Below are 23,039 nucleotides of genomic sequence, written 5' to 3'. Positions count from 1 at the left end.
TTATGAACCCAGCATTATGGATCAGTAAAACAGGCTTAGACGCCCAGCAAACTGATATTTCGGTTATCTCGAATAACCTCGCCAACGCCAGTACCGTTGGCTACAAAAAAAGCCGCGCGATTTTCGAAGATCTGCTTTATCAAAACATCAATCAGCCAGGTGGCCGCTCTTCACAAGATACCGAGCTACCGTCAGGTTTGATGTTAGGTGCAGGTTCAAAGGTTGTTGCGAACCAAAAGAACTTCTCGCAAGGTAATATGCAAAGCACCGAAAATTCATTAGATTGGATGATCCAGGGCCCCGGCTTCTTTGAGATTCAAATGCCAGACGGCACGGTTGCTTATTCTCGAAATGGCCAATTCACTACAGACGAGAATGGTCGTGTTGTGACTTCAGGCGCGGGTTTTCCTGTTCAGCCAGAAATGAATGTGCCAGACGATGCAAAGTCAATTAGTATCTCACAAGACGGTGAAGTGTCAGTAACGATTGCAGGACAAGCAGAAAATGTAGTTATCGGGCAGCTAGTGATCAGTGACTTTATCAACCCATCTGGTTTAGAGCCGATAGGTCAAAACCTTTATACAGAAACCGCGGTGAGTGGTGCGCCTGTTCAGGGCAACCCAAGTGTTGATGGTTTAGGTTCTATTGTACAGGGTGCGCTTGAAACATCGAACGTTAACGTGACCGAAGAGTTGGTGAACCTCATTGAAACTCAGCGTGTTTATGAAATGAACTCAAAAGTTATCTCGAAAGTTGATGAGATGCTGAGTTACATTAACCAGCAATTATAGTTCTGGAGGCTACTATGCGTATTGTAAGTTTTATCATTTTAGGCTCATTGTTTTTAACTGGGTGTGTGTCTACACAAAATAAAAACGTCGTTAAAGACGATCCTTACTATGCGCCTATTTATCCAGAGCAACAAGCTGAGCAAATTGTCGCGACAGGCTCACTCTTTAATCCAAATTTATCAAATGATTTATATGGTGATAAGAAAGCACTCCGTGTTGGCGATATTTTGACAGTGGTACTTCGTGAGACAACGTCTGCGACAAAAGCGGCAAATACCACAACCGGTAAAGCGACCTCCGCATCGCTTGATCCTGTGGTAGGGCTTGGCGGTGATAATATTAATATTGGTAGTCAAAGCCTGCAGTTTGGTATGAACTCTAGTAACTCTTTTTCTGGCGACAGCCAAGCAAACCAATCAAATAGCCTATTTGGTAATATCTCGGTGAATGTGATGCGTGTGCTACCGAATGGTAACCTGGTTGTTCGTGGTGAAAAGTGGCTAACACTTAACACCGGTGAAGAGTTTATGCGAATAGAGGGCATCATCCGTGCTGCGGATGTTAAGTCAGACAATACGGTAGAGTCGAATCGTATTGCCAATGCGCGCATTCAATACTCAGGTAAAGGTGATGGTCAAGAAGCGCAAAGTGCGGGTTGGTTAGCTAAGTTTTTCTTAAGTACCTTAATGCCATTCTAAGGAACCATGATGAAAATGTTCAAAATAATGACTGCGGCTTTGCTTTTAATTATGAGCCAAGTAGCACAAGCAGAACGGATCAAAGATGTCAGCATGGTCGAAGGTGTTCGTTCTAACCAGTTAGTGGGTTACGGCCTAGTAGTGGGTTTACCTGGCACAGGTGAACAATCTCGTTTTACAGAGCAAAGCTTTAAGGCCATGTTGAGTGGCTTTGGCATTACATTACCAGCTAACTTAAAGCCAAAAATTAAAAATGTGGCGGCAGTGGCGGTGCATGCAGAGTTGCCTCCATTTGTAAAACCCGGTCAGAATATTGATATTACAGTATCTTCAATAGGCAGCGCGGGTAGCCTAAGAGGGGGCACGTTACTGCAAACATTCCTAAAAGGTGTTGATGGTAATGTGTATGCCATTGCACAAGGCAGTTTAATCGTGGGTGGTTTAGGCGCAGAAGGGTTAGACGGAAGTAGAGTCGTTATCAATACGCCTACAGTTGGCCGAGTTCCAAACGGCGCGACGGTTGAACGAGCCGTTGCAAGCCCTTTTACACAAGGTGATTTTATTACTTTTAATCTTAACCGTCCTGATTTTACAACAGCAAAACGTTTGGCTGACACCATTAATGATTTGGTCGGACCTAATAGTGCAAAACCAATGGATGCTGCGTCTGTTCGTGTAATAGCACCACGAGACCCTTCACAGCGCGTTGCTTATTTATCAACACTTGAGAATTTAGAGTTTAAACCGGCAGACACCTCAGCCAAAATTATTGTTAATTCGCGTACAGGCACTATTGTGATTGGCAAAAATGTCAAACTACAGCCCGCTGCTATTACCCACGGAGGTCTAACAGTGACGATTTCTGAAGATCAAATGGTGTCTCAGCCACAACCTTTAGCAAATGGCGAAACGGTTGTTACCCGTCAAAGCATCGTCGATGTGAATCAAGACGACTCAAGAGCATTTGTATTTAATCCGGGTGTCAGCCTTGATGATTTGGTCAGAGCGATAAATGAAGTTGGCGCTGCGCCGGGTGATTTAATGGCGATCCTTGAAGCGTTAAAAGAGGCTGGCGCGATTAATGGTCAATTAGTCGTCATTTAGTGTTTTATTTATAATCAACTAGTTAGCCCCGCAATTGTGGGGCTTTTTTTTGGCTCGATTATTGCTTTGTTAGTGTATGACTAATTTAGTGTAATTGATGAGTATGAATACCAATCCGTTAGAAAAACAAAACTTCTTTGATTTAGGTGATCTAAATGCACTTAGACAAGATGCGTTGAAAAGCGGTGGCGATCAACAAGCATCGAATGAAGCACTAAAAAAAGCAGCAGAGCAGTTTGAATCTATTTTTACGCAAATGCTGATGAAAAGTATGCGTAAAGCCAATGAAGCAATGGAAGATAAAAACAGCCCATTTAATTCCAGTGGGGTGAAGTTCTTTCAAGAGATGCATGATCAACAGCTTTCTTTAGAGTTATCAAAAAAAGGTAGCCTTGGTTTAGCCGATCTCATTGTTAAACAGCTTTCACCTAATGTTGATGGTTATAAACCGTCATCCGTACTTCGTAATGATGCACAGTTACCTATGCAAAAGCCAACATCTGAGCAGCTCCCAGAGTTTATTCGTCGTCAGCCTGAAATAGCACCAGAGGTTGCTAAAGCAGAAAACGCCGATGAACAACCTCGTTTTGACTCTCCAGAGTCATTCATCAGTGAAATGTGGGAACACGCAAAAACAGCAGCACAGAAAATAGGTTTGAACCCAGCAGTCATGATTGCGCAAGCTGCACTTGAAACAGGCTGGGGTAAGCATGTTATCGCTAAACAAGATGGTGGCAGTAGCTTTAACTTATTCAACATTAAGGCAGATAGGTCTTGGCAGGGTGAACATGCCAAAAAAATGACATTAGAGTTTGAGAAAGGTTTGCCTGTGCAAAAACAAGCTAATTTTAGAGCTTATGAATCTATAAAAGACAGTATTAATGATTATGTCGATTTTCTTCAAAGTAATCCACGTTACAGCCAGGCATTGAATAATACAGATAAGCCTGAACAGTACTTAGACGAACTTCAACAAGCCGGTTACGCCACAGATCCAAACTACGCAGAAAAAATAAAAAATGTCTTACAGCGGGGAGAATTTAAACAGATGTTAACGTCGCTAGTACGTCAAGGAGTTAACTAAGATGTCTTTTAATTTAATGAATATTGGTACGTCAGGTATCCGATCAAGCACTGAGCTTTTACAGACGACCAGTAAAAATATTGCAAACTTAAATACAGAAGGTTATGTCAGAGAGCGTACTGAGCATGTCACCTTGAGTAATGGGCAAGTAGGGCGTGGTGAAACAGTTCGGCTACTTAATGAGTTTGCACAAAGACAATTAAATCGAGACATTTCAAATACCACTTTTTATGAGCAGTTTGTCAATGAAGCTGAGCGCGTAGATTTACTATTTGCTGAAGAGTCAAACAGTTTGGCGAATAGTATTAACTCGCTGTATAACAACCTGCAAGAAAGTATTAATCAACCTTCTTCATCTGTTACACGGTCATTGTTTTTCACTGATGCACAAAGTTATTTAGATCAAGCATCTCGTTTATCAGATATCGTGTTAGACCAAAAAAATATTGTAAATGAACAACTAGATATTTTTGCTGAAGATGCTAACAAGTACATAGAAAAAATATCTTCCTTAAATAAAGAAATCGCTTCTATCAGTGCAATCGATGATCAGTCTGCGGCCAATGCAATTTTTAATGAGCGAGATAAAGCCATTAAAGATCTAGCCGAACTTATGGATGTGCAAGTTTTAGATGGCAAAAATGGTGAGAAGCTGGTATTTGCAGGAACCGGCGAAGCGTTGGTGATGGAAAATGGCGCATTTAGCGTATTCGTGACGAATGGTGATCCAGATCTTCAGCATAAAAATCTTCAATTAGATATAAAAAACGGCAATGCAGCACCTATGGAGTTAGACTCAAGAACTCTGAAGGGCAAAATTGGCGGGTTATTGGCATTTAGAGATGAAATTTTGATCCCAGCACAAACTCAACTCGGACAAATGACCGTTGCGATGGCAGATGCAATGAACCAACAAAATAGGTTGGGTATGGACTTGAACGGTAATTTAGGTGGCGATTTATTTACCATTCCGAGTGTAGATGCTATGGGCTATCAGGCAAATACCGGCTCTGCAGCACTATCGGCGACACTCGAACCGGGTCAAGGTATGTCTTTAACTGCCACTGATTTTAGAGTGACGTTTACCAGTGCAACGACTGTGCAAATTGAAGCAATTGACAACTATGGGCAAGTAGTGGGCACGCCATCAACTGCGAATGTTGTGGCAGGACGAATTGACTCTTCAAGTATTACCTCGGGTGAAGCATTTGGTTTACAAATAGATGTAACCGGCGTTCCAGCTAACGCAGATCAATTCGAAATAAAGTTTAATTCTGAAGCGGCAACGACCATTACCTTGACGACGGGTCGCTCTGAAGATTTAGCATTGGCTTCTCCAATCCGCATGGAGCGAGCTATAGGCAACCAAAGTACGGCAGCACTCAGTGAGGGCGTGGTAACAGATACCTCAGCGGCTGGGTTTAATGCAGGCCCGCCTCCGAGTCTGGCTAATGGTCCAATTTCATTAGTCAAAACGGCTAACCCAGATGAATATGAAATAACCGATACGCGTACAGGCACAGCTGTAACTTTTACAGCACCAGCACCTAGAGAAAATATTCTCGCCCAAGCTGCATTGGTTGATCCTGTGTTCGCAACTTACGGATTTGATTTTAATATTGAAGGCGTGCCTCAAACCGGTGATAGCTTCTCTGTTGAGTTTAATACTGGTGGTTTTGATGATAATAGAAATGGTATGGCACTACTTGATATTAAAAATAAAGGTATTGTCCGCGAGAATGTCGTGGCGTCAGCACTTGATGAAAACCACAAAACGGTCAATGCAGCATATACTGAATTAGTGACAGATGTGGGTGTAAAAACCAATCAAGCAAGGACTAATTTTGTTGCTTTTGAAGCGTTATCGCAACAGTCAGAAACTTGGTATGAGTCTCTTTCTGGGGTAAACCTTGATGAAGAAGCGTCAAATCTATTGAGATTCCAGCAATCTTATGCTGCTTCTGCTCAAGTGATTTCAGCTGCAAAAAATGTGTTTGATACCCTACTTAATGCTGCGAGGTAAACAATATGAGATTATCAAATAATTTAATCTATCAACAAAACATCGGTAATGTGCTTGAAAAACAGCAGATGGTGATGGATGCGCAGCAGCGTGTAAATACGCAAAAGAAATTTTTAGGGGCTTCTGAAGATCCTTCAGCTTTTACAACGGCACAACTATTAACAGATCGTATTCAAATGAATGAGCAGCACCAAAAAAATGCTGTTTTACTGAATGCGCGCCTGACAACCGAAGAAAGTGTTTTAAATAATATTAATGATACTTTGTTCAGAGTCGAAATGTTGACGATCCAAGCTGGTAATGGTGCACATAACGAAATTGATAGGCAAAGTATTGCGTCAGAACTGAAAGAAATTCAAAAGTCTATGCTAAACCTTATGAATGCACAGTCTGAAGATGGCCGCTATATTTTTTCAGGCTATCAAGATAGTACGCAAACATATTTATACAATCCAAATACTGAAAAGTATGAATATCAAGGCGATCAAGGCTCACATTCAATGCCGCTTGCTGAAAACGTCACTATTGGTTCGAGTGATAATGGCTTTGAAGTATTTGAGAATGTGGATGCAAGACTCGATGTTATTTCTTATACCGGCGCAGCCTCCAGTACAGCAACAGGTACGGTATATGTTGAAAACCAGGATGAATTTGACCTTTTTCACAAAGCTAATTTTGATCGCAGTCCATCTGCGCCTGTCGGAGCAAATACATATAACGTCGTGATCACGCCACCCGTGTCGAATATCGCTTCAAGTACCTATGAAATTATGCACAATGGTGTGCCATTAGTACCCGCTGTTACAGGTGATTTAGATGGAGAAACGATTCAGTTTAATGGATTAAAAATAGATATCCCCTCAAATCAAACAGGTCAATTTGATTTTGAGCTTGAAGCGCCAGGTAAAGAAAATATTTTAAATACCATAGAACAGCTGATCATTGGCTTGGAAGATGAGACATTAGACAATGATCAATATCGTCAATATTTGGCAGATGCTTTGGTGCAAGTGAAAAACTCGAGTGAACAAATTTCATTTACTCAATCAAGGTTAGGTGGCCGTCTTAATGCACTTGAAAGGGTTACGGATTCAAATGAAGCGCTGGATATTAATAATAAAGCGAGTAAGTCGGATCTAGTGGAGGTTGATATCGCAGAAGCGATCAGTGATTTGACCAAACATGAAACGGCTTTACAGGCCTCGCATGCAACTTTTGGCCGCTTGGCCAATCTGACTTTGTTAGATTATATTTAACAAAAATAACTTCTGCGCTTCAGTACTCATTGAAGCGCATTTTAAATACTCCATTTTCATTTTTCTTTAATACTAACTCATCATCCATACTGTCGATTTTCACTTGTAGTTTATCCATGTGTATTTTGTTCAACTATGTATCAATCTTAAAGTCTGTTTATTAGGCAATAATGTTTTTGACTAGTCATCGAAATATGCGGCAAATCGATGCGGCAATTTTTTGTCATCCAATTTCTTTTACCTCAAACAGATTTGTGTTCTAGCATTTTAAAATTAAAAATCTCTTTTTAATCAGTTATTTAAAATTTATTTGTCGAGCTTTTTACTATTGGAACGGTATTTGCTTTTTACAGAACGTGTAAATAAAAATTCAGTGGTTTCAGCCATGTGATGTCCTGAACCACAACCTACGAAATACTTAGGAGATGGTATTATGGCTTTAAGTGTAAATACGAACGTTGCCTCTTTAAACGGCCAACGTAATTTATCGAAGTCTAGTATGGCACTAGAGACGTCAATGCAGAGATTGTCATCAGGTTTACGCATTAATAGTGCTAAAGATGATGCTGCAGGTCTACAGATTGCCAACAGACTTACATCACAAATTAACGGTTTAAATGTAGCACAACGAAATGCAAACGATGGTATTTCGATGGCGCAAACAGCTGAAGGTGCGATGCAAGAATCGGCGAATATCTTACAGCGTATGCGTGATTTATCTTTACAGGCTGCAAACGGCTCTAACAGCTCTGATGACCGAGCGGCTCTGCAAAAAGAAGTCAGCGCGCTACAACAAGAGTTAACTCGTATCGCTGAAACAACCAAATTTGGTGGAACAAGCTTACTTGATGGTACGTTTGGTACTAAGCAATTCCAAGTGGGTGCAAATGCGAATGAAACGATTAATGTAAGTCTTGGTAACATGGCTGCTGATGCTATTGGTGCACATGAAATCAAAGGACCAGCAACGTCAACTGTTTCTAGCTTAGGTGACGTGCAAACGGTTAGTTTAGCAAACAACCATAATACAACAGCTGATACATTAAATATAAACGGTTCAAGTATCACTGTTGCTGGTGGTTCTGGGGCTGCAACTATTGCAGACTCTATTAATGCAGCTGGTAATGGTGTAACTGCTGAAGCGAAGATTGATACAACGATTGCAGGTATTACATCAGCAAGTACTGGTGTGATTGAGATTAAGAAAGGCGGTACCGCAGTTGATTCTTATGACTTAAGTACTTACGGTGGAGATATGGAACGTCTTGCAAAAGATATGCAGCAAGATGGCTATAATGCCGTATATGATGCGACAACGGGTATTAGTTTTGAGGCAGAAGATATTGATGGTATTGATGTAACAGGAACAGATACCAGCGGTTTTACAATTGGTGGAACAGCTATTACTACAGCTGCAAGTGCTTTTAGTATGTCTGCAGAACTTAATTTATCATCGGCCGATAAAATAGGTATTTCTGGAAATACTGCAGATGAATTATTTGGTACAGGTACTGCAGCAATCGCTTCAACAGGTGGTACTAGTGCACTAACGAGTGTTGAATCAATAGATATTTCAGGTGCAACATCAGATGGTGCGCAAGATGCGATTAAAGCCATTGATGCGGCGTTGGCACAAATTGATGAACAGCGTGCAGATTTAGGTGCTGTACAAAATCGATTTGGTCATACGATTTCTAACTTAGCGAATGTTGCTGAAAATGTATCAGCGTCGCGTAGTCGTATTCAAGATACCGATTATGCGTTAGAAACAGCGCAGCTAACACGTAATCAGATTATGCAGCAAGCAGGTACATCGATCTTATCGCAGGCAAACCAGCTTCCTCAAGCGGCAATTAGTCTATTGGGTGGTTAATCAAGTTTTATCATCTCCATTAAGCCACCATCTCGGTGGCTTTTTTATTTTTAAATTCCAAACGTCCAATTTTAGTAAGTCATTATTACTATTTGAAACCATCTTGAGTGATTAAATAAATTTCTTAAAATAGCTAAATAAGATAATTATTTGTTTTTTTGAGCCGATAAAGCTTATAGAACTTAAGGAAAAAACAAGAATAATTAGACGTTTATAGAAAAAAACAAAAAAATTGATTTTTTTCCTAAAGAAGTTTTAAACCCTGCCGTTAAGTTAATCAGTAAGGAGCTTAATTAAGCAAAATTGCACAGCAACAGCGCTTTAGCTCCTGGTTAAGTAACTAACTTTCCATTACGAAATGTAATCAGGAGTATTATCATGGCTTTAACAGTAAACACGAATACAACTTCTTTGAACGCACAAAGAAACCTTTCAGGTTCAAGCGATAACCTTCAAACATCTATGCAACGTTTATCTTCAGGTATGCGTATCAACAGTGCTAAAGATGACGCGGCTGGTCTACAAATTTCTAACCGTTTAACTTCTCAAATTAACGGTCTAAATGTAGCACAACGAAATGCGAACGACGGTATCTCAATGGCGCAAACCGCTGAAGGTGCAATGCAAGAATCTGCAAATATTCTTCAACGTATGCGTGACTTATCACTTCAATCAGCAAATGGTTCGAACAGTTCTGATGATAGAGCTGCACTTCAAAAAGAAGTGAGTGCATTGCAACAAGAGTTAACTCGTATCGCAGAGACAACTAAATTTGGTGGTACAAGTTTATTAGATGGTGAGTTTGGTACTAAGCAGTTCCAAGTCGGTTCAAACGCAAATGAAACAATTAACGTAAGTCTTCGTGATATGTCGGCAGATGCGATTGGCGCAAACGAAATTTCAGGTCCAGCTACTTCAACAGTTTCAGCGTTAGGTGATGTTGAAACAGTATCGCTAGCTAACAATATGAATACTACTAACCAAACTCTTAGTCTAAACGGTACTTCAGTGTCGGTAGCAGCTGGTGCGGGTGCAGCATCAATTGCAGATACAATTAATGCGACAGGTAATGGTGTAGTTGCTGAAGCTAAATTAGATACAACGATTGCTGGTATCACTGCAGCTAGTACATCAACACTAGCAGTGAGCAAAGGTGGTGCAGCTGTAGATAGTTATGACCTGTCAACTTATGGTGGAGATATGGAGCGTCTTGCTAAAGATATGCAAGAAGATGGCTATGATGCTGTTTATGACAGTTCTTCAAACTCTATTGCTTTCAAAGCAACTGATGTTGATGGTATAGATGTTACAGGTGCTGGTGATACGAGTGCGTTTACAATCGGTGGTCAAGCTGTGGCTTCAACTGCAGGCTCATTAAGTATCTCATCAGAGCTTAATCTCTCTTCTGCAGATAAAATTGGTATCTCAGGCACAAATGTTGATGAAATCTTAGGTACAGGCTCTGCAGCAATTGCATCAACGGGTGGTACAAGTGCACTAACGACTGTTGAGTCAATTGACATTTCAGGTGCTACTTCAGCTGGTGCACAGGATGCGCTCAAAACCATCGATGCAGCATTGGCTCAAATTGATGCGCAACGTGCTGATTTAGGTGCGGTTCAAAACCGTTTTGGTAACACTATCAGTAACCTTTCAAACGTAGAAGAGAATGTATCAGCTGCAAGAAGCCGTATTCAAGATACTGATTACGCTTCTGAAACAGCTAAGTTAACTAAGAGTCAGATTATGCAACAGGCTGGTACTTCTATCCTTGCACAGTCTAACCAGTTACCACAGGCTGCATTAAGTCTTCTAGGATAAGGCTTAACAACAAACTAGGATGTTTTTATAAGGAAGGGGTGACCCTTCCTTTTGCGTTTGTAGAAGTCAGCTTTTTTGGTAATAATTATTAAGAGGTGTGAAATGGAATCTCAAGTAATACCACAAAGTTCTTATGACATAAGTGGAAAAACGACCTCACTCGACAGCAAAAATGTATCTAACCCAGCAGGAGTAGAAAGTGTTGAGAAAGGTACAAAGGGTGAAAGCTTACAAGAACGAGATAAAGCAGCTAATTTAGAAGCAATTGATTCTAATAAAGAACTTCTTTCTATGGATGAGCTAACGAAAGTGGCACAGCAGTTGCAGGACTTTGTAAGTGGCATGAATAAAAGCCTGGAGTTCAGTGTTCATGAAGACTCAGGTCGAAATGTGATTAAAGTCATAGATAAAGATAGCGGAGATCTAGTTAAACAATACCCTTCTGAAGAGGTGTTGGATATAGTTTCAAAGCTTGCTAAAGCTACTGGCACTTTAGTCGATTATAAAGTATAACCTAAATTAATTTGTCAGGAGTTTGATATGTCAATTTCTTTTACTGGTATAGGTTCAGGTCTTCAGGTAAATGAGATCGTAACTGCGTTAGTCAATGCTGAGAAAGCTCCTTATCAAGCTCGAGTGACAAGACAGCAAGCGCAATATACAACGGACATTTCAGCGGTGGGTGCAATGAAAGGTGCCCTAGAAGATATTGCTAAATCTCTTGAGGGGTTAGGTGATATTGATGAATATCAAAAAAGAAGTATCAGTGGTTCTGATGACTTTGTGTCAGTCTCTTCTGAGAAAACAGCTCAGTTAAATACCTATTCTGTTAAAGTTAATGAACTTGCTCAAAATCACAAAATTCTCTCCGATGGCTTCGTTGCTGATACGCCTGTAGGCGAGGGTACGCTGACCTTATCTTCAGGTACTAATTCATTTGAAATAAATGTGTCAGATACAGCCACTCTTGAAGAAGTGAGAGATGCCATCAATGATTCCGAAGATAACACTTCAATCAATGCAACCATAGTAACTGATGATGCTGGTCAGCGTTTAGTGCTTTCAAGTAAATCCTCAGGTGCAGATAATGAGATAAAGGTTGTTGTAGATGACATCGACGGTACTGATACTGATACAAATGGTTTGTCAAAATTAGCATTTGATTCTGATGCAGCTTCATCGACTTTTGCAACTAACATGACTGAAACGACTGCTGCTACAGATGCATCAATTACCATTGATGGTACAGTTGTAGTGAGTAGCAGTACCAATGAGTTTAAAGATGTAATCGATGGAATCACTATCAACGTGAAGAAAAAGCATGATACCAATGACGACTTAAGTGAGCTCAAGGTTACAGAAAATAATAAAAATGTAGAAGCGGGGATCAGCTCATTTATCGAAAAGTTTAATGCTTATATTGATTTGGCAGCCCAGTTAGGTCGTTCAGGTGAAGATGGCGCTGGTGCAATGGCTGGTGACTCACTTTTAAGAGGCACAGTAAGCCAACTTAGAAATCTAGTTACTAGAGAGTTTAGCACAGGTAATGGTAATACAGAGTTTCTTGCCAATTTAGGTGTTAGAACAGAAAGAGATGGTAAGTTAAGTTTAGATAAAGACCAACTGCAAGAAGCCATAGATGCTGATCCAAACGCAGTGCAAACCTTTTTTCTTGGGGAAAATGGAGACGATGGTTTTGTGGCAAACTTAACCAGCGTAACAGAAGTTTACACTGAAAGTGATGGGATCATGCAAACACGTATTGATGGCCGTGAATCACAATTAGATCGTCTTGAAAAAGAAGTAGAAAGCTTTAACTTAAAAATGAGTTCTTATGAAGCAAGGCTTTTAGAGCAATACAACTCAATGGATCTTTTAGTATCAGGGCTAAATTCCACAGGTGCATATTTACAACAGCAGCTTTCTAACTTACCAGGTGTAGTTAAACAATCAAAATAAAAAATTAAGAGGCTATTCTTTTGAATTCAGAATTGATACAGCTTAAAAAGTTATCTTTACAAGCTACCTTACTTGAGAATTTAAAACTATTACAAGGTGTAATGCCTGATATTTATAATGAATTCAAAAGTTATACTCCCAGTGAAACAGGGGTTATTGTTGATAATGATGGCAATATAAATCTGTATAACAATCAAAAAAGTGTCTACCCATTCTCTCCTGAAAAATTTGCAGATGAGCAAGTTGCACAGTTCTTAAATAAGCCAGATGTTTTTCGATATCATATTGGTCATCAGGATGATAAAAATATCGTTTTTAAACATGCTGCATTACTCAAATCTATTTATAATGTTCGTAAAGAAGAGACAAAAAACGAGCTGCTTAATCCTGCAAACGAGCCTAGATTAGATTTTGTTTGTATGCTGGGAGGAGGCCTAGGCTATCAAATTAAAACCTTATTTGAGGCAAAGCCAGTTTTAAACTTTTTTCTATTTGAACCTTGTAAAGACACTTTTTTCGCGTTGCTGCATTGTGTTGAGTTAAAGCCTCTTTTTGATCATTGTTCTAAACAAGGCGGACGCTTTTCAATATTCGTTGGGGGTAGCTCAGATGCTGCACTTAATAATATATCTCACTTCTTATTTCAGCAGGGTCATTTTAACTTAAGCCGAATGTTATTTTTCACTCATTATGAGAGTAAGACAATTAATGAGACCATCCAAAGAGTAAAGGATATTGGGCATAGGCTGAGTGCAGGTTGGGGATTCATGGAAGATGAAATCATAGGGATGACCCATACCTTAACAAATATTGATCAAGGCTTTCCAGTTTTAAAATCAAGAAAGCACTTCAAAAGTGACTTAAAAGACTTTCCTGTATTTGTTTGTGCTAATGGGCCATCATTAGATTCAGCAATAGAATTCTTAAAAGAAAACCAAAGCAATATTTTCATTGTTTCTGCCGGTACAGCCCTAAAGGCTCTGCTTGCTAATGATATTAAGCCTGATATTCATGTTGAAATGGAAAGGGCTGCAAATGTATTAGACTGGGTTAGTGTTGTTACACGAACGGAAGAGTTGAAATATGGTCTAAAAGATTTACGCATATTTGCTCTAAATACTGTCTTCAATGGTGTTTTATCTGAGTTTAAGTCGGCTTATCTTTTAGCTAAGAATAATGATGCTGGTGGTCGTTTAATTCGCTTGTTTGATGAAAAGGGGCTATATGCATACCCTGAATTCAGTAATCCAACAGCTTCCAACACGGCTTTATCTGTTACTGTTGAGCTAGGGTTTGAAGATGTTTACTTAGTTGGGATGGATTTTGGTTATATAGATGAAGCCCACCATCATTCTAAGCATAGTATCTATTATGATGATGACTTCAAGCACAAAGAACTTGTAAAGAAAATTATGCGAAGTGATATTGAGGTAAAGGGTAACTTTAGAGATACCGTTTTTTCAACCAGCATTTTTGACTCATCAAAAGGTAATATTGAATTACTTTTATCGCAAGAGCTTTTTGTGAACGCAAAAAACACTGCTGATGGTGCGTTTATCAAGAGTGCAACTCCTTGCTCTATTGAAAGTATTAAAATTAAAAATAAAATTGAGGACAAAGATAAGATACTTGAAAAGCAGTTACGCCTTTCAACAAGTAATAAGCAATTAGAACCTAATAGATTGAATACCAATCTAGGCGTAATAAACAACTCTTTAAAACAAATCTTAGAAGAAATTTTGTCTTTTACAGCATGTGAATTTAGTACCAGAGAGCAGCTTGCTGACGCATTTACAATACAAAATCGCCTATTGCATCAACTAAAAGAATCTAAGGCTGGAGAGTTAATTTATTGGACAGTGCAAGGAACTTTTAGATATTTCCAGGCGTATATAATGACTAATAGCTACTATTATGATTGCATTGAGAAGCGGGCTGAGTTTATAAACGCATGTATTAGCGCATTCCATCAGCATGTTAATGATGTCTATTTAGAGTATATGGAGTTCTATAATAAGCCATCACACTTATAATAATTTTCTGGCACTTTTTATGCATAAACTTAGTAAAGTATTGAGAGTAATAGTATGCAACATTCATCTATCAAAAAGTTTAAACAAGTAAAGGTAAGTAGTGTTTCTGAAATGACACCTTATGAGCAAGTTAAGTTAGTATTCAGTAACATTACAGGTAAATTATCAGCCGCTAAATTATTAATAGAAAGAAGAGATTTTGAGAATAAGGGCTTGTTGATTTCTGACTGCATTACACTCTTAGGTGCATTGCAGCAAATTTTAGATTTTGAACAAGGCAAAGAAATTTCTACGAACTTAGACTCTCTTTATGATTATTGTCAGAAATTGCTATTAGATGCCAATTTGCATAATGATATTCAAAAAATTGATGAAGTTCTTTCGATAATGACAGAAATTAAGTCAGGTTGGGAAAGTATTCCTCCAGAACAAAGAAGTTAGACATGCCAGAAAGTCAGAAAGTTGACGATTTACTCGAGCACATGTTACTAATTTCAGGCAAAGAAAATGTCTCTCCTGAAGATTTTGATTTAATGGTTCAATTAAATGAGCAACTCCGAAATGAGTTGGATACTTTGTTTTCTTTACCTGCAAAGCTTACTGCTGAAGACAAAGAAAAAATTCAATACTGGAGTGCTACCATCGAAAAGTTAAAGCTCTTCAGTCTAGATGCTCGTAAAGAAGTTGCTTCAGAAGTATCAAATCTTAGGAAGGGCCAGAAAGGTATACAAAAATATTTACTGAATAAGTAACTCCCTGGCAACTTTACTTGAGAAAAAACAGGCTAAATCTAACTAGACTGTTTCTTCTCAAGTAAGAACCAAGTTAAGTCATCTTGCTTAAAATTATTATCTCTATGATAAACAAAGCCATAGTCAACAAGTTCTAGGTCTGGATACATATCTAATATTTCACCCGCAAAATCTCGCTTAAATAACTTTTTTGAGAAACCTCGATAAGGGACTTCGATAGGTGTTGGATTGTAATACTCAGCAATGCATATATACCTGTCAGCTGACTCATAAAGTTTGCTGTAAACATTAGGTAATTCTTCCGGCTCTAAGTGGATAAGTACACCTTTGATTAGTACCAAATCAAAAAGTTTATCAGCGTTATAATCTAGAATTGAGCAGTGACTTATTTTTTTAGGAGAGATCTTGCTTTTAAGAAGCTTAACCGCTTCTGGGTTTATCTCAACTGCAGATACATCAACACTTGGCAATAATTGTTTTATTGCTTGTAAATTAATTCCTATATTTGCACCAAACTCTATTACGGATGAGATCGAGTTTGTTGATTTAAAGATATTTGAAAATAAAGCAATGTTTGTTGCTATCGCTTCTTCTGCATTATTTCTATTGATATATTCTTTACCGAACTCACCAGCCCAAAAAGATTCTTGTTCAGTCTTATATGACATTCTGCTCTCCAAAAAAGCGATGATTTAAATTGAGTTATATGTAATTTTAATAAGTTAGAACTTTATTTTCCCTTTTTGGTAAGGAAAAACTTGTTTTTTTCATAAAGAAAAGCGAATGCAGAATGCATATCACTTGTTGTTATAAGCCCAACAGAGCCTCTTCCTACAGGCGCTCTCTTATAGAGGTTATGCTGTGTTGTATATTCATTGAATATGTCGAAGCAGGCTTCACTGCCCTTAATATCAAGGTCTCTAACATATAAAATAGACTTAGACGATATGTATTCTCCAGCAACTCGCTTTTTACCATGAAATGTTTTTTCATAACGATAAGGTACATCAAATTGTTTTTCAATATAGTGTAGAAGCGTGCTACCAGCATCGAAATTTATATTTAAGACTTTAGACTCAAGTTTTATCAGTTTTGCAAAAGCACTTTCTTCTGAATAAGCGTTTTCTGGTAAGTTCTGTGTCAAAGCATTTTTATATTTACCTATCGCAGCAATAGATACTGAAGGGTCATTACTTCTTTGAGACTCTTCTAGTTCACGAATATACTCTGACAAAGCGCCACAATTAGAACGAGTAGAATGTAAATCAAAATACTCGTTACTACCGAATGAGTAAGTAAAAGTAGGTACAACAAACGTTCCTTCTGGACCTAAAATTTCCATGATTGTTTCTACAATCAATTGCATTATGTCATTTTTAGAAGCAGCGCCTTTAGGCACTCCCAGAAATCCTATATTACTGTGGCAAAAGAGGGTATCTCCACTATTGACACCTAAGTCTAATAAAGCCTTTTTTAACTCTTGCTTTGTATAGTGGTACTTCATGAATTCTCAGCTTGGATTTCTAGAATGATCGTTGTTAAACCATCAACAGACGGGAACCTTCTATCTTCAAAATGAAACTCTTGGAAAGATATAGAGAAGCGCTCTTCACAAAACTCAATTAATAAAATCATATCAAAAGAGTCTAGGTACCCACTGTCAAAAAAATTAACTGAATGCTCAACCTTTTCTATATTCTTGTTTTGAGAGATCCAGTTTGCAATTTGATTTTGTATTTCCAAAATTAAACCTCCTCGATAGCAAAACAGCGAGCAGGCGCACCGTCACCGTCTTTAAGCTTTAAGGGGGCGACGATTAGCGTAAATTCATTCGTTTTAATTGCGCTAAGGTTAACAAGATATTCCACTATGACAACTCCAGCACCAAGTAATATCTTGTGATTTGGAGCATCCTTTTCTGCTCCTCTGCCATTCAATGGATTATCAGGTTGGGGGGTATCAAGAGCGATTAATTTACAACCATTATCTACAAGCCATTGACAAGCTGACTCTGAAAAAAAAGCATGGTCGGTATAATATTCATTTGTGTTTAACTGTAAATCCCAGTCAAACCTGCAGACGAGCCTTTCAGGGCATTGGTTATTCAATGCTTGAACTAATTCGTTTCGAGTAATTTCATGTTTTTTGGGTAGATGGGTTAGATTTAAAAGAGTCGCTTTACCATTTAACTGCTCCAAAGAGATTTGTTCTACAGTAGAGCCTCCCTTTATAAAGTGCCTTGGTGCGTCAATATGAGTTCCGGTATGGGTACCAAGTATTATTTTTCTAGTTTCCCTATTCTCAATACCGTGACGGCCTAGTTGAGTTGACTCATAAAAAGGATGCCAATGAGCAGCAAATGTTTGCATCCCTTCTTCTAAAAGCATCGATAAATCTATAATCTTCATTTTTTTATCTCTATTAATTCTACAGGTATACCAGCAGGGCTTTTTAAAAAAATAATATTTAGTAACTTTTCATTAATTAAGAGCTCAAAGGCTTCAGTTTCAATGTAGTCAGTAAGTTCAGGGTTATCTATATAGTGACTTAGTTTTTTCACAATAAAGGCAAGGGAAGTTGCTCCTATTGAATCTAGATACAAGTCTGATTTATGTACATTTGACTCTTGAATTTTTAAAGTAACAGACCAAGTTTTACATAATCTTTTTAAAATTAATTCATCGTTATTCTGATTAAAGCCCAGTCTTTTCCAAAAGTTCTGTTCGTCACTAAATAAGTTACTTGGAATGCTGATATTTATATGTCCCTCTTCCAAGTTAATTTTATCAGCTTGATCTTCATTATCACTAAAGTGATTTATTAGCTCAATAGGACTTAGCTGCTTATGCTTAAGATAGTAAATATTGTGGGTAGGGCTATGGGTTTTAAGTAAGGGCTTTTTATGTTCAGAGTTGTGTATTTTTAAAGCCGAAAACTCTAATTCATAACCTAGTTTTAAATACTCCATCAAATCAGATTGAATGTTATTTGAGTTTACAGTTAAATGTGAAAAGCCAAAAATCATGCTAACAACTTCTCCAGCTCACCTTTAATTACCTTGCCAGTAATCGTTCGAGGAAAGTTTTCCGTTAATATAAATTTTTCAGGTGCTATTTCTTTAGGAATTGTTTTTTCAATATTACTTATCAATTTATCGAGACAAAAACCTTCTTCAGTAATCATAAATACGACAGGTACTTCGCCCCAAAAATCGTGCTTAGACTTAATTACAGCGCAATCAATTACTTTATTTTGTTTCATGACTGCTTCTTCAAGAAATCTAGGGCTTATATTCACCCCTCCCTTGATAATGATATCTTTCTTTCTTCCAATAATATTGAGTTTATCTGAATTAAAAACACCTAGGTCACCAGTCGATTTACTGAGAAATTGTGTATTTAGATATCCAATAGCCTCCCAAGGAACATTGGCGAGAATCTCTTTGTCATTAGAAAATTCAACTGTAACTTCAGGGAGTAATGACCCTACGTTATTGCCCTCACATTCTTCAATTGTTTGACTACTTATGAATAGTTGTTCGCTTGTACCATAGCTTTCTAAAACATATGTTTTACACTTTTTTAGAAAAGCATCTTTGGCTGCCTCAGGAAGTGGGGCTGTACCAATAAAAATAATTGGCTGTTTTTCTTCCAAGGCATTTATAGTTTCTTTATTTCTTAATAGCTTAGTTGCAAGAATAAGCATAGAAGGGCTAAGCCATAGACAATTGGCTTTAGTGCTGATTAAGGAGTTAAATACATCGGTTGCATTCTTGGCAGAAAAACTATCTTTTATTGTAACACTTCCTCCTGCTATTAGTGGACACAAGAAAGTATTTAAAATACCAGCCATGTAATGGTGAGGCATTACACTTAACATATTGATATCTGAATTTAAATTGTGATGCTTAATAAAGGATTTACTGCAATTTACTAAGTTGTTTAGCGAGTGGCATACTGCTTTTGGCTCACCTGTTGTTCCTGAAGTAAAAGTTATTAGTGCCGCTGAGTTTCTGAAGTGATTATTTTGTGACGAGGTTTTATTATTGATAATTTCACTGTCAGTAATTAAAAGTTCAGGTTGAGTAATATTTAGTAATGTATCTAAGTAGTCTTTATTAGAATCAGCTTGAATTGGACAAGATGTTAGGCCTAGCTCTAAGCAGGCAAGCAAGTAGAAATAAAACTCTAAAGGAGAACTCAGTTGAATGGCAACTACACTTCCTTCATCTAGTTGGTAAAATCTGAGGGTGTTTGTATAGTCAAGGATTTTATGATTTAGCTCACTATACGAAATAGTTTGTCCATCTGTGTAAATGGCTGTTTTATCAGGTTGTGAAAAGTAATTTAGGATCATAAGTTAGCCTGCTCATTTATGAAATAATTCTTATAAACAGGCTTCCAAGGTTTCCCTTCTTTGCTGCTTGTTAGTTTCTGAGCGTGTTTTTGAACCATCTCTGCACTTGCGTTTATTAAGTCTTCTGAACAAACAGAGACGATGAGTAGCCTAGGGTCTACATTATATCTCTTTGCGGCTTCATATATTAGGGGCATATAACTAGAGTGAAATAGGGACATACCGGATATCGTATCAATGGAAGTGATCCCCTGTTTTTCAATTAGAGGTTTGATTAAATCTTCGCCAACATCCATGACTTTTAGAGGATCAATATTGCCTTCTAGCCCCATACGCGCTAAGCAACCTAGGAATTGCTCAGTAGAAGTATTTCCTGCGCTTCTACCAAAACCTTGTAGAGAAGTATCAATGATCATTGCGCCAGCTTCCATAGCTGCTAGTGCATTTCCTATTCCTAAGCCTAGATTATTATGGCCATGAAACCCGACCTTTGCCTGACTGTTTTCTGAAATTATAGCTTGAATATACTCTTGCACCTCTTTGGGGAGCATACCTCCTGCAGAGTCAACAACATAAACTGCTTCAGCACCCATATCAAACGCCACACTTGCTGATTTTGCTAATGCTTCAGGGTGTACTGCATATGATTTCATAAAGTTAACGTAAGGTGTTATTCCATACTCTAAAGCCTTTTCTATAAAAGATTTACAGTTTGATAGACCTTCAATCGTGCAACCAATCCTAACAAAGTCCATATCGTAATTTTTAGCAAGATCCAGATGTTGTAGTTCAGCAATGCCTGGTATGGCAAACATTCCCCACTTTCCGGTGTTAACTGCCTTAGACGCAGCTTGCATATAAACTTCATCACTTTCTGCTGCAATACCAATCTTTTTGTCTGTTGCACCCAGGCCAACACCATGACCAACTTCTATAAGTTCAAACCCTGAGTTATCTAGAGCATTAGAAATTACTTGTGTATCTTTTTTAGTAAACTGGAAATCGATTTCGTAACTTCCATCTCTTAAAGTGCACTCTAGTATTGTTGGTTTTTGCATCAGAAAGCCTAATATTTATATTTCTACACAGTTAACTTTAAAGCATATTCTGTACCAGTGTAAGTCAAAACCAAAGCTGAGTTAAATAATTTAGAAGGTGTAGGTTGTGAACGCATAAATGTTGAACAGACGTTTATGTGTTGAAATATAAGAGGTTAGAGTGTTAATTTAAAACCGTGTTTTTTATTAGGTAAAAAAGATGGCTTATAGCAAAGAAAGTTCTTGGAACGAGGTATACGCCTCTAACTCGCAAATAGCTTACCCACCAGAGGCTTTGATTAGAATTTTGTTAGGTACATTTCCAGAGCTAAGTTTTCTTGATAAGAATTTTAAAGGGAAAAAGGTACTAGATGTTGGTTACGGAGATGGTAGAAACTTCCCTTTATTTGATCGTTTGGGCTTGCTTTGTCATGGTGTAGAAATTACTAAAGACATCGTTTCAAACACACTTAATCAACCTGCTTTCTCAAATTTAAACTTAGATTTAAAGGTGGGCTCATGTGACAGTTTACCTTACAACAACGGAGAGTTTGATTACTTAGTAACATGGAATAGTAGTTATTACATGAAACCAAAAAACTATAGTTACCTAAATCATATTACGGAACTTATGAGGGTAGTTAAAAGTGGTGGCTATATTATTGCTTCAGTCCCAATGCCTTCATCTTTCATATATGATTCATGTAAAACTCTTGAAGATGGTTATGTAGAAATTAGAAATGACTACTTTAATGTGAGAAATGGGCAAATTATGAAGCAATTTGAAAATAAAGAAGACTTTACTGGATATTTTGCACAATTTTGCTCTGAAATCTCTTGTGCTGAAATTACCATGAATTGGTTTGGACTTTCATATGACTGGTATGTACTGGTAGGGAAAAAATGTTAAATTCTTTGAGCTCTAGTTTTTATTTAACGAGAGCTCTGAGATTGTTAGTTACTCTTGTTTTGTTAATAAACCTGAATGCGCTAATGTGCGAATTAGTGGTATCAAGCTCAAAGCACTTTCATTAATTTTATCTGCCAAATCAATTAAATCTTTCGTTCCATCTGCATAAGCAAGTAAGTTAGTCATTCTTCTTACTTGTGAATAGTCTTGTTGCATATCACTTGTATTAGGGTAGAGCCCTCGTTTACCTAATTGAGGTTCGCATGGGGTTGTAACTTTATATATCCAATTGTGTTCTAGAATTTGAATTGCAGACAGCAAGGCCCTATATGACCCTGATAAGCCTTTTTCAGTAATGAATGATAAATCATCTAGCGATGTGTGGTATTCAGGAAAAGTACCGTATTTAGAGCGCATAATAGAGCAAACTGGTAAATCGACACCCGGTGAGCAAAACTGCCTTTCATCACTACCTCTTTCTAAGAAGCTATAATGGGTATACTTTTCTGTATGATGCTTCAATGTATGTATAGCAACTTTGTCAGCAAGGCTATTTTCTTGTCGAGAGTTTAAGTAGGAATAATCGCGTTCATCACCGACACAAGTAACAATAAACCCTGCCTTTAAGTTTTGTTTTAGGTGGTCAAGGTGTTTTGATATATAGACGATTGATCCAATTGTCTCAGGCAAGAATAGAATGCGATATGTGTATTCTCTATCTTTCATTTTTTTTATCGCTTCGGCTAATGCGATAGTTACAACTGGACCTGATAATTCGTTGTTTGCCATTGAAGGGTGGCATACATAAGTAGAGAGCAGAATTTCTTTAGCACTCTTGCCTGGCAAAACAATTTCACCATAATTTAGCTCTCCATCAAACAACTTAGATTTAATGACGACCTTGTAATCACCTTCCCGTAACTTAGTTCTTTGGTTATGGGTTAAGCAAAAGCCCCAATTTTCTTTGTAATAAGACGTTACATACGGTATGGCGTCAGGCATTGATGGAATACTGTATAAATGTTTTTGAAGCGCTTCTAGCGATAGGGTTCGATTCTGTGGAATTGAATACCCCATTAAATGCAAGTTGCACTCTTTGAAGTTGCATATCTTTTCGCCATTTGGTGCAATGATATAAGCATCGTCTATATGCCATTCTTTAGGGACGGTCCAATCAAAAGCTTGAGTACCAGAGCTGACGCTGTGAATGTTCAATTCGGGGATAATGTCCTTTAGATAAGTTAAAGTTTGTCTCACTCCAGGACCAGAGAGGCTTCTATTTATTGGAAATAACTCAGTAGCCCTTTCGTACATCACTTTCCCGATATTATTTAAATCCATT

At 37.9% G+C, this 23,039-nt stretch carries 22 protein-coding genes; 14 read left to right on the top strand and 8 right to left on the bottom strand.

The genetic code is table 11. The features are described from left to right. Positions 1–2: 2 nt before the first annotated feature. The 13 genes from flgG (at position 3) to C1E24_RS16715 (ending at position 15,394) form a co-directional block, all read left to right on the top strand. Complete coding sequence (flgG, locus tag C1E24_RS16775) at positions 3–791, top strand: flagellar basal-body rod protein FlgG (RefSeq protein ID WP_138483442.1); 789 nt, start codon at positions 3–5, stop codon at positions 789–791. Between the two features lie 14 nt (positions 792–805). Continuing rightward, on the top strand, positions 806–1,489 hold the full coding sequence (flgH, locus tag C1E24_RS16770) for a flagellar basal body L-ring protein FlgH (protein ID WP_138483440.1): 684 nt from the start codon (positions 806–808) through the stop codon (positions 1,487–1,489). A gap of 9 nt (positions 1,490–1,498) precedes the next feature. Further along, a complete protein-coding gene (locus C1E24_RS16765; protein WP_138483478.1) occupies positions 1,499–2,593 on the top strand; it encodes a flagellar basal body P-ring protein FlgI in 1,095 nt (364 codons plus the stop codon). 103 nt (positions 2,594–2,696) lie between these two features. Then, positions 2,697–3,677: a flagellar assembly peptidoglycan hydrolase FlgJ gene (gene flgJ, locus C1E24_RS16760; RefSeq protein ID WP_138483476.1), complete on the top strand. Its 981-nt coding sequence runs from the start codon at positions 2,697–2,699 to the stop codon at positions 3,675–3,677. A gap of 1 nt (position 3,678) precedes the next feature. Continuing rightward, positions 3,679–5,700, top strand: a complete 2,022-nt coding sequence (locus tag C1E24_RS16755) for a FlgK family flagellar hook-associated protein (protein WP_138483438.1) — start codon at positions 3,679–3,681, stop codon at positions 5,698–5,700. A gap of 5 nt (positions 5,701–5,705) precedes the next feature. After that, complete coding sequence (flgL, locus tag C1E24_RS16750) at positions 5,706–6,956, top strand: flagellar hook-associated protein FlgL (RefSeq protein WP_138483436.1); 1,251 nt, start codon at positions 5,706–5,708, stop codon at positions 6,954–6,956. 433 nt (positions 6,957–7,389) lie between these two features. Continuing rightward, entirely contained in the window at positions 7,390–8,829 is a 1,440-nt protein-coding gene (locus tag C1E24_RS16745; RefSeq protein WP_138483434.1) for a flagellin, read from the top strand. Between the two features lie 378 nt (positions 8,830–9,207). Continuing rightward, a complete protein-coding gene (locus C1E24_RS16740) occupies positions 9,208–10,650 on the top strand; it encodes a flagellin (RefSeq protein ID WP_138483432.1) in 1,443 nt (480 codons plus the stop codon). A 102-nt stretch (positions 10,651–10,752) separates the two neighbouring features. Beyond that, positions 10,753–11,163 (top strand): flagellar protein FlaG, encoded by a 411-nt coding sequence (locus C1E24_RS16735; protein ID WP_138483430.1) that lies wholly within the window; start codon positions 10,753–10,755, stop codon positions 11,161–11,163. 27 nt (positions 11,164–11,190) lie between these two features. Beyond that, positions 11,191–12,609, top strand: a complete 1,419-nt coding sequence (gene fliD, locus C1E24_RS16730) for a flagellar filament capping protein FliD (RefSeq protein WP_138483428.1) — start codon at positions 11,191–11,193, stop codon at positions 12,607–12,609. 20 nt (positions 12,610–12,629) lie between these two features. Beyond that, positions 12,630–14,642 (top strand): motility associated factor glycosyltransferase family protein, encoded by a 2,013-nt coding sequence (locus C1E24_RS16725; protein ID WP_138483426.1) that lies wholly within the window; start codon positions 12,630–12,632, stop codon positions 14,640–14,642. Between the two features lie 54 nt (positions 14,643–14,696). Next, on the top strand, positions 14,697–15,083 hold the full coding sequence (fliS, locus tag C1E24_RS16720) for a flagellar export chaperone FliS (protein WP_138483424.1): 387 nt from the start codon (positions 14,697–14,699) through the stop codon (positions 15,081–15,083). 2 nt (positions 15,084–15,085) lie between these two features. Then, on the top strand, positions 15,086–15,394 hold the full coding sequence (locus C1E24_RS16715; RefSeq protein WP_138483422.1) for a hypothetical protein: 309 nt from the start codon (positions 15,086–15,088) through the stop codon (positions 15,392–15,394). A 38-nt stretch (positions 15,395–15,432) separates the two neighbouring features. Here C1E24_RS16715 and C1E24_RS16710 read toward each other — a convergent pair whose 3' ends face one another. The 7 genes from C1E24_RS16710 to C1E24_RS16680 form a co-directional block, all read right to left on the bottom strand. After that, positions 15,433–16,062: a pseudaminic acid biosynthesis-associated methylase gene (locus C1E24_RS16710; protein WP_138483420.1), complete on the bottom strand. Its 630-nt coding sequence runs from the start codon at positions 16,060–16,062 to the stop codon at positions 15,433–15,435. Between the two features lie 62 nt (positions 16,063–16,124). Next, the gene (locus C1E24_RS16705) at positions 16,125–16,898 is read right to left on the bottom strand and encodes an AAC(3) family N-acetyltransferase (RefSeq protein WP_138483418.1); all 774 of its coding nucleotides are present in this window, start codon (positions 16,896–16,898) and stop codon (positions 16,125–16,127) included. Beyond that, entirely contained in the window at positions 16,895–17,137 is a 243-nt protein-coding gene (locus tag C1E24_RS16700; RefSeq protein WP_138483416.1) for an acyl carrier protein, read from the bottom strand. The genes C1E24_RS16705 and C1E24_RS16700 overlap by 4 nt, the downstream gene beginning before the upstream one ends. Positions 17,138–17,139: 2 nt before the next feature. Continuing rightward, positions 17,140–17,802 carry a cyclase family protein gene (locus tag C1E24_RS16695; protein WP_138483414.1) on the bottom strand — a complete coding sequence of 221 codons (663 nt, stop codon included), beginning with the start codon at positions 17,800–17,802 and terminating at the stop codon, positions 17,140–17,142. Continuing rightward, positions 17,799–18,419 carry a hypothetical protein gene (locus tag C1E24_RS16690; RefSeq protein ID WP_138483412.1) on the bottom strand — a complete coding sequence of 207 codons (621 nt, stop codon included), beginning with the start codon at positions 18,417–18,419 and terminating at the stop codon, positions 17,799–17,801. The genes C1E24_RS16695 and C1E24_RS16690 overlap by 4 nt, the downstream gene beginning before the upstream one ends. Further along, positions 18,416–19,750, bottom strand: a complete 1,335-nt coding sequence (locus C1E24_RS16685) for a class I adenylate-forming enzyme family protein (RefSeq protein ID WP_138483410.1) — start codon at positions 19,748–19,750, stop codon at positions 18,416–18,418. The genes C1E24_RS16690 and C1E24_RS16685 overlap by 4 nt, the downstream gene beginning before the upstream one ends. After that, on the bottom strand, positions 19,747–20,808 hold the full coding sequence (locus C1E24_RS16680; RefSeq protein WP_138483407.1) for a 4-hydroxy-2-oxovalerate aldolase: 1,062 nt from the start codon (positions 20,806–20,808) through the stop codon (positions 19,747–19,749). Before C1E24_RS16680 ends, C1E24_RS16685 begins: the two co-directional genes overlap by 4 nt. A 199-nt stretch (positions 20,809–21,007) precedes the next feature. Here C1E24_RS16680 and C1E24_RS16675 point away from each other — a divergent pair, with 199 nt between their 5' ends. After that, positions 21,008–21,697 carry a class I SAM-dependent methyltransferase gene (locus tag C1E24_RS16675; protein ID WP_138483405.1) on the top strand — a complete coding sequence of 230 codons (690 nt, stop codon included), beginning with the start codon at positions 21,008–21,010 and terminating at the stop codon, positions 21,695–21,697. Positions 21,698–21,745: 48 nt separating this feature from the next. Here the strand turns inward: C1E24_RS16675 and C1E24_RS16670 are convergent, their stop codons facing one another. Beyond that, positions 21,746–23,038 (bottom strand): DUF4910 domain-containing protein, encoded by a 1,293-nt coding sequence (locus tag C1E24_RS16670; RefSeq protein WP_138483403.1) that lies wholly within the window; start codon positions 23,036–23,038, stop codon positions 21,746–21,748. Position 23,039 lies beyond the last annotated feature (1 nt).

Origin of the sequence: Pseudoalteromonas phenolica, assembly GCF_005876835.1 — a bacterium.
In the GTDB taxonomy this organism is placed as follows: Bacteria; Pseudomonadota; Gammaproteobacteria; order Enterobacterales; family Alteromonadaceae; genus Pseudoalteromonas; species Pseudoalteromonas phenolica_B.
The sequence above is the reverse complement of the archived record's forward strand: the minus strand, read 5'-3'. Positions and strand labels throughout refer to the sequence as shown.